At 61.5% G+C, this 6,644-nt stretch carries 5 protein-coding genes; all 5 read left to right on the forward strand.

Annotated features, from left to right (window positions below; translation table 11 throughout):
* The first annotated feature begins 1 nt into the window (after nucleotide 1).
* The 5 genes from AC07W0_RS28250 (at nucleotide 2) to AC07W0_RS28270 (ending at nucleotide 6,380) form a co-directional block, all read left to right on the forward strand.
* The gene (locus AC07W0_RS28250; protein ID WP_102618724.1) at nucleotides 2-1,111 is read left to right on the forward strand and encodes a mannuronate-specific alginate lyase; all 1,110 of its coding nucleotides are present in this window, start codon (nucleotides 2-4) and stop codon (nucleotides 1,109-1,111) included.
* A gap of 194 nt (nucleotides 1,112-1,305) precedes the next feature.
* On the forward strand, nucleotides 1,306-2,838 hold the full coding sequence (locus AC07W0_RS28255; RefSeq protein ID WP_046384629.1) for an MBOAT family O-acyltransferase: 1,533 nt from the start codon (nucleotides 1,306-1,308) through the stop codon (nucleotides 2,836-2,838).
* Between the two features lie 11 nt (nucleotides 2,839-2,849).
* Nucleotides 2,850-4,034 (forward strand): alginate O-acetyltransferase, encoded by a 1,185-nt coding sequence (locus tag AC07W0_RS28260; protein WP_102618723.1) that lies wholly within the window; start codon nucleotides 2,850-2,852, stop codon nucleotides 4,032-4,034.
* A 16-nt stretch (nucleotides 4,035-4,050) separates the two neighbouring features.
* Nucleotides 4,051-4,707 (forward strand): alginate O-acetyltransferase AlgF, encoded by a 657-nt coding sequence (locus AC07W0_RS28265; RefSeq protein WP_102618722.1) that lies wholly within the window; start codon nucleotides 4,051-4,053, stop codon nucleotides 4,705-4,707.
* Nucleotides 4,708-4,928: 221 nt separating this feature from the next.
* Nucleotides 4,929-6,380, forward strand: a complete 1,452-nt coding sequence (locus tag AC07W0_RS28270) for a mannose-1-phosphate guanylyltransferase/mannose-6-phosphate isomerase (RefSeq protein WP_046384632.1) — start codon at nucleotides 4,929-4,931, stop codon at nucleotides 6,378-6,380.
* The last annotated feature ends 264 nt before the right edge of the window (nucleotides 6,381-6,644 follow it).

Genomic DNA, 6,644 nt, shown 5'->3' on the forward strand with positions numbered 1-6,644 from the left:
TATGCAGAAGTTATTGATCCCCACATTGCTGGGCCTGGCGATCTTCGCCGGTTCTGTGAATGCCGCCGCGCCACTGCGTCCGCCCCAGGGTTATTTCGCCCCGGTGGAAGCGTTCAAGACCGGCGACTTCAAGGACGGCTGCGACGCCATGCCGGCGCCATACACCGGCTCGCTGCAGTTTCGCAGCAAGTACGAAGGCTCGGACAAGGCCCGTTCCACGCTGAACGTGCAGTCGGAAAAAGCCTTTCGCGACAGCACCGCCGACATCACCAAGCTGGAAAAAGACACCAGCAAGCGCGTGATGCAGTTCATGCGCGACGGTCGCCCGGAACAGTTGGAATGCACCTTGAACTGGCTGGCTACTTGGGCTCGGGCAAACGCGTTGATGTCCAAGGACTTCAACCACACCGGCAAATCCATGCGCAAATGGGCGCTGGGCAGCATGGCCTCGGCCTATGTGCGCCTGAAGTTCTCCGACTCGCACCCGCTGGCCAACCATCAGCAGGAATCGCAACTGATCGAAGCCTGGTTCAACCGGCTGGCCGATCAGGTGGTGAGCGACTGGGACAACCTGCCGCTGGAAAAAACCAACAACCACTCCTACTGGGCCGCCTGGTCGGTGATGGCGACGTCCATCGCCACCAACCGTCGCGACCTGTTTGACTGGGCGGTGAAGGAATACAAAGTCGGCGCCAACCAGGTCGACGACCAGGGCTTCCTGCCCAACGAGCTGAAGCGCCAGCAACGCGCGCTGTCGTACCACAACTACGCCCTGCCGCCGCTGTCGATGATTGCCAGTTTTGCCCTGGTCAACGGCGTGGACCTGCGCCAGGAAAACAACGGCGCGCTCAAACGCCTGGGCGACAAGGTGCTGGCCGGGGTCAAGGACCCGCAGATCTTCGAGCAGAAGAACGGCAAAGAGCAGGACATGAAGGACCTCAAGGAAGACATGAAATTCGCCTGGCTTGAACCCTTCTGCACCCTCTACACCTGCGCGCCGGATGTGCTCGAGCGCAAACATGGGATGCAGCCGTTCAAGACCTTCCGCCTCGGGGGCGACCTGACCAAGGTCTACGACCCGACGCACGAAAAAGGCAACAAAGGCAGCTGACGAAACGCGGTTAGAAATGTGGGAGGGGGCTTGCCCCCGATAGCAGTGTGTCATTCAACACAGATGGCGACTGTTACACCGCCATCGGGGGCAAGCCCCCTCCCACATTTGAGCAATACAGCCGCCCCCGAATTCGTGGGGGGGTTTGGGGGGGCTGCGGCCCTTGACTGTTGGTTAAACATGGAGAGATCGGGATGGTTTTCTCGTCCAATGTGTTCCTGTTTCTGTTCTTGCCGATCTTTCTCGGCTTGTACTACTTGAGCGGGCAACGCTATCGCAACCTGCTGCTGCTACTGGCCAGCTACGTGTTCTACGCCTGGTGGCGAGTGGACTTCCTGGCGCTGTTCGCCGCCGTCACGCTGTGGAATTACTGGATCGGCCTCAAGGTCGGTGCCGCCGGCGTGCGTACCAAGCCGGCGCAACGCTGGCTGCTGCTGGGCGTGGCGGTCGACCTGTGCATCCTCGGCTACTTCAAGTACGCCAACTTCGGCGTCGACAGCATCAACGTGATGATGAAGTCGGCGGGCCTGGAGCCGTTCATCCTGACCCACGTACTGTTGCCGATCGGGATCTCGTTCTACATCTTCGAGTCCATCAGCTACATCATCGACGTGTATCGCGGCGACACTCCGGCCACGCGCAACCTCATCGACTTTGCCGCGTTCGTGGCGATCTTCCCGCACCTGATCGCCGGCCCCGTCCTGCGCTTTCGCGACCTGGCCGACCAGTTCAACAACCGCACCCACACCCTCGACAAGTTCTCCGAAGGCTGTACGCGGTTCATGCAGGGGTTCATCAAGAAGGTCTTCATCGCCGACACCCTGGCGGTGGTGGCCGACCATTGCTTTGCCCTGCAAAACCCCACCACCGGTGATGCCTGGCTCGGTGCGCTGGCGTACACCGCGCAGTTGTACTTCGACTTCTCCGGCTACAGCGACATGGCCATCGGCCTGGGCTTGATGATGGGTTTCCGCTTCATGGAAAACTTCAAGCAGCCGTACATCAGCCAGTCGATCACCGAGTTCTGGCGGCGCTGGCACATCAGCCTGTCGACCTGGCTGCGCGACTACCTCTACATCACCCTGGGCGGCAACCGTAAAGGCACGCTGATCACCTACCGCAACCTGTTCCTGACCATGCTGCTCGGTGGCCTGTGGCACGGCGCGAACATCACCTACATCGTGTGGGGCGCCTGGCACGGCATGTGGCTGGCGATCGAAAAAGCCATCGGCCTGAACACCTCGCCGCGCAGCTTCAACCCGATCCGCTGGGCCTTGACGTTCCTGCTGGTGGTGATGGGCTGGGTGATCTTCCGTTCCGAAAACCTGCACGTCGCCGGGCGCATGTACGGCGCGATGTTCAGCTTTGGCGAATGGTCGCTGTCGGAACTCAACCGCGCCAGCCTCACCGGCCTGCAAGTGGCAACCCTGGTGGTGGCCTACGCAACGCTGGCGTTCTTTGGCCTGCGCGACTTCTACAGCAACCGCCCTGCCGAGAAAACCAAGGCGGCCGACCCGAGCCTGATCAAGGCCGTGCCGGGCGACGACCCGGGCAGCATCCACCAGCCAGGTTTCACCGTGGGCAAAGACGCCGCCGTGCAACCGGCCTACTGGACCGCCGACTGGCCACGCTACGCCATGCGCGCGGCGGTGCTGCTGCTGTTCGTGGCGTCGATTCTGAAACTGTCGGCGCAGAGTTTCTCGCCGTTCCTTTACTTCCAATTCTGAGGGAGCCGACCATGACCCGATCATTGCGCGTCCTCTATATCAGCCTGTTCCTGGTGGTGCTGCTCGCCCTGGGCGCCTGGTCGTTGCGCGGTTTCTTCGGTTTCAGCACCAATGCCGACGCCACCGTGCTCAACGGCCGCTGGACCAAAGCCGTCGAGACCCACTACGACGAACAGTTCCCGATCAAGCGCCTGGGCACCAACCTCTGGGCCGCGCTGGACTACAAGCTGTTCAATGAAGGCCGCCCCGGCGTAGTGCTGGGCCGCGATCACTGGCTGTACAGCGACGAGGAGTTCAACCCCGCCGTCAACGAAGAGCAGAACCTGGAGGGCAACTACGCCCTGGTCGAAGGCGTGCGCCAGCAGCTCAAGGCCCAAGGCATTCAACTGGTGCTCGCCATCGTGCCGGCCAAGGTGCGCCTGTACCCGGAACACCTGGGTGACGTGAAACCGGCGAGCATCCACGCCAACCTGTACCAGGCCTTCCACGCCCGTGTCGCCGCCGACAAGATCCTCGCCCCCGACCTGCTTGGCCCGCTGCAACAGGCCAAGCTCGGCGGCCAGCAAGTGTTCCTGCGCACCGACACCCACTGGACCCCGGACGGTGCCGAAATCGCCGCCAAGCAACTGGCCAAGGCGATCGCCGACAAGGCCCCACTGAGCGGCGAACCGCAGCGCTTTGTCACCGAGGCCGAGAAAACCGCACCGCACAAGGGCGACCTGCGCCTGTTCCTGCCGCTCGACCCGCTGTTCGAAAACCTGATGCCGCCCAAAGAGCCGCTGGAAAAACGCGTCACGCACCTGGCCGAAACCAAAGGCGACGACGCGCTGTTCAGCGACAGCGAAACCCCGGTGGCACTGGTCGGCACCAGCTACAGCGCCAACCCCAACTGGAACTTCGTCGGGGCGCTCAAGCAAGCCCTGGGCAGCGACGTGATCAGCTACGCCGAAGACGGCCATGGCCCGATCCTGCCGATGCTCAGCTACCTCAAAAGCGATGACTTCAAGAACCGCCCGCCCCAGGTGCTGATCTGGGAGTTCCCGGAACGCTATCTGCCCGTCAACAACGAAATCGGCGATGCCGACCCGCAGTGGGTTGCGCAACTCAAACAAGCCGGTGCGCGCCAACAGAACATGGCACTGAACACTCCAGCTAAACACCCAAAATCCGAGACGCCCGAACGGGCGCAAAACTGAAAGAGAGGTAACTCACATGACTTTCACTACTACTCCGCGTCGTCTCGCCAAGACCCTGGCCCTGGTTGCCGGCATGAGCGTTGTATCGATGTCCGCCTTCGCCGGCGGTGACGCCGCCTTGTACGGCCCTGTCGCCCCGAAAGGCTCGAGCTTCGTGCGTGTCTATAACGCCTCCAATCAGGAAGTCAGCGCCACCGTCGGCGCCACCAACCTGAGCGACGTCGCCCCGCTGGCCAGCAGCGACTTCAGCTTCATGCCCGGCGGCGACTACAGCGCCAAGGTGGGCAGCCAGACCGTGTCGGTCAAGCTCGCCGCCGACCACTACTACACCCTGGTCAACAACAGCAGCGGCCAGCCGCAGTTGATCGAAGAACCGCCGTTCAAGAACAAACAGAAATCCCTGGTGCGCGTGCAGAACCTCAGCGACAAGGCCCTGACCCTGAAAACCGCCGACGGCAAGACCGACGTGGTCAAGGCCGTCGCCGCCAAAGGCCGTGGCGAGCGTGAAATCAACCCGGTGAAGGTCAGCCTGGCGCTGTACGACGGCGACAAGAAAGTCGGCGACGTGAAACCGGTAGCCCTGGAGCGTGGTGAGGCGGCGGTGCTGTACATCACCGGCTCCGGTTCAAGCCTGTCGCCAGTGTGGGTGAAACGCCCCGTGTCGACCCGCTAAACATTTCTCGGACTGACAGCAACCCACTGTAGGAGCGAGCTTGCTCGCGAAAATCGCCACTGATGACGCGGGCATTCTGGATGTACGCGGTGTCTGGAAGTTCTTCGCGAGCAAGCTCGCGCCTACAGAGGGCAGAGGCGTCAGTTCGGACCGAGACAAAAACAAGAGTGGAACGACAAACCTTCGTAGCTCTGACCCAAATCGATTCAAGGAGAAACAGCATGATCCCAGTAATCCTTTCCGGTGGTAGCGGCTCACGTCTTTGGCCGCTTTCGCGCAAACAGTTTCCTAAACAGTTCCTGGCCCTGACCGGCGAGCACACGCTGTTCCAGCAAACCCTGGAGCGCCTGGTATTCGATGGCATGGACACCCCAATCGTGGTCTGCAACAAAGACCATCGGTTCATCGTCAACGAGCAACTGAGCGTGCGCAAGCTGGAAGCCCAGCGCATCCTGATGGAACCCTTCGGCCGCAACACCGCGCCAGCCGTGGCGCTGACCGCGATGATGCTGGTCAACGAAGGCCGCGACGAGCTGATGCTGGTGCTGCCGGCCGACCATGTGATCGACGACCAGAAAGCCCTGCAACGCGCCCTGGCCCTGGCCACCGTGGCCGCCGAGCGCGGCGAGATGGTGCTGTTCGGCGTGCCGGCGACCCGTCCAGAAACCGGTTATGGCTACATCAAGTCCGCCAACGATTCGCTGCTGCCCGAAGGCGTGAGCCGCGTGCAACAGTTCGTGGAAAAACCCGATGAAAAACGCGCCGTCGAGTTCGTCAAAAGCGGCGGCTACTTCTGGAACAGCGGCATGTTCCTGTTCCGCGCCAGCCGCTTCCTCGAAGAGCTGAAAAAGCACGACCCGGACATCTACGACACCTGCGTGCTGACCCTCGAACGCAGCGAGCAGACCGCCGACACCGTGACCTTCGACGAAGCCACCTTCGCCTGCTGCCCGGACAATTCCATCGACTACGCGGTGATGGAAAAAACCCAGCGCGCCTGCGTGGTGCCGCTGAGCGCGGGCTGGAGCGACGTGGGTTGCTGGGCGTCGCTGTGGGCGGTCAACGATAAAGACGTCAACGGCAACGTCACCAAAGGCGACGTGGTGATCCAGGACAGCAAGAACTGCATGATCCACGGCAACGGCAAGCTGGTGTCGGTGATCGGCCTGGAAAACATCGTGGTGGTGGAAACCAAGGACGCGATGATGATTGCCCACAAGGACAAGGTCCAGGGCGTCAAGCAGATGGTCGCCACCCTCAACGAACAAGGGCGCAGCGAAACCCAGAACCACTGCGAAGTCTACCGTCCGTGGGGCTCCTACGACTCGGTCGACATGGGCGGGCGCTTCCAGGTCAAGCACATCTCGGTCAAGCCGGGCGCGTGCCTGTCACTGCAGATGCACCACCACCGCGCCGAACACTGGATCGTGGTCAGCGGCACCGCCGAAGTCACCTGTGACGAGAACGTGTTCCTGCTCTGCGAGAACCAGTCCACCTACATCCCGATCGCCTCGGTACACCGCCTGCGCAACCCGGGCAAGATCCCGCTGGAGATCATCGAAGTGCAATCGGGCAGCTATTTGGGCGAAGACGATATCGAGCGGTTTGAGGATATCTACGGTCGCTCGACGCCGGTGGAACGTGGCGTGTCGGTGAAAACGATCGCGCAGTAAAACAGTCGTAAAAGAAGCCCTCGCCCAGGTCATTGCGTCCCCTATCCGCAGTGGCTTGGGTGGGGGCTTTTTGTTTGGGATTTGCGCTGATTGTGAGGGCCTCATCGGGGGCAAGCCCCCTCCCACATTTGAATGTATTCACAGATCAAAGGTGGGAGGGGGCTTTTTGTTTGGGATTTGTGCTGGTTGTGAGGGCCTCATCGGGGGCAAGCCCCCTCCCACATTTGAATGTATTCACAGATCAAAGGTGGGAGGGGGCTTTTT

This window comes from Pseudomonas sp. GW704-F2 (assembly GCF_059423025.1).

Excerpts from the sequence above, each read along its gene's own strand:
- AC07W0_RS28250 (WP_102618724.1), top strand. The coding sequence starts at position 2 with ATGCAGAAGTTATTGATCCCCACATTGCTGGGCCTGGCGATCTTCGCC.
- AC07W0_RS28255 (WP_046384629.1), top strand. The coding sequence starts at position 1,306 with ATGGTTTTCTCGTCCAATGTGTTCCTGTTTCTGTTCTTGCCGATCTTT.
- AC07W0_RS28260 (WP_102618723.1), top strand. The coding sequence starts at position 2,850 with ATGACCCGATCATTGCGCGTCCTCTATATCAGCCTGTTCCTGGTGGTG.
- AC07W0_RS28265 (WP_102618722.1), top strand. The coding sequence starts at position 4,051 with ATGACTTTCACTACTACTCCGCGTCGTCTCGCCAAGACCCTGGCCCTG.
- AC07W0_RS28270 (WP_046384632.1), top strand. The coding sequence starts at position 4,929 with ATGATCCCAGTAATCCTTTCCGGTGGTAGCGGCTCACGTCTTTGGCCG.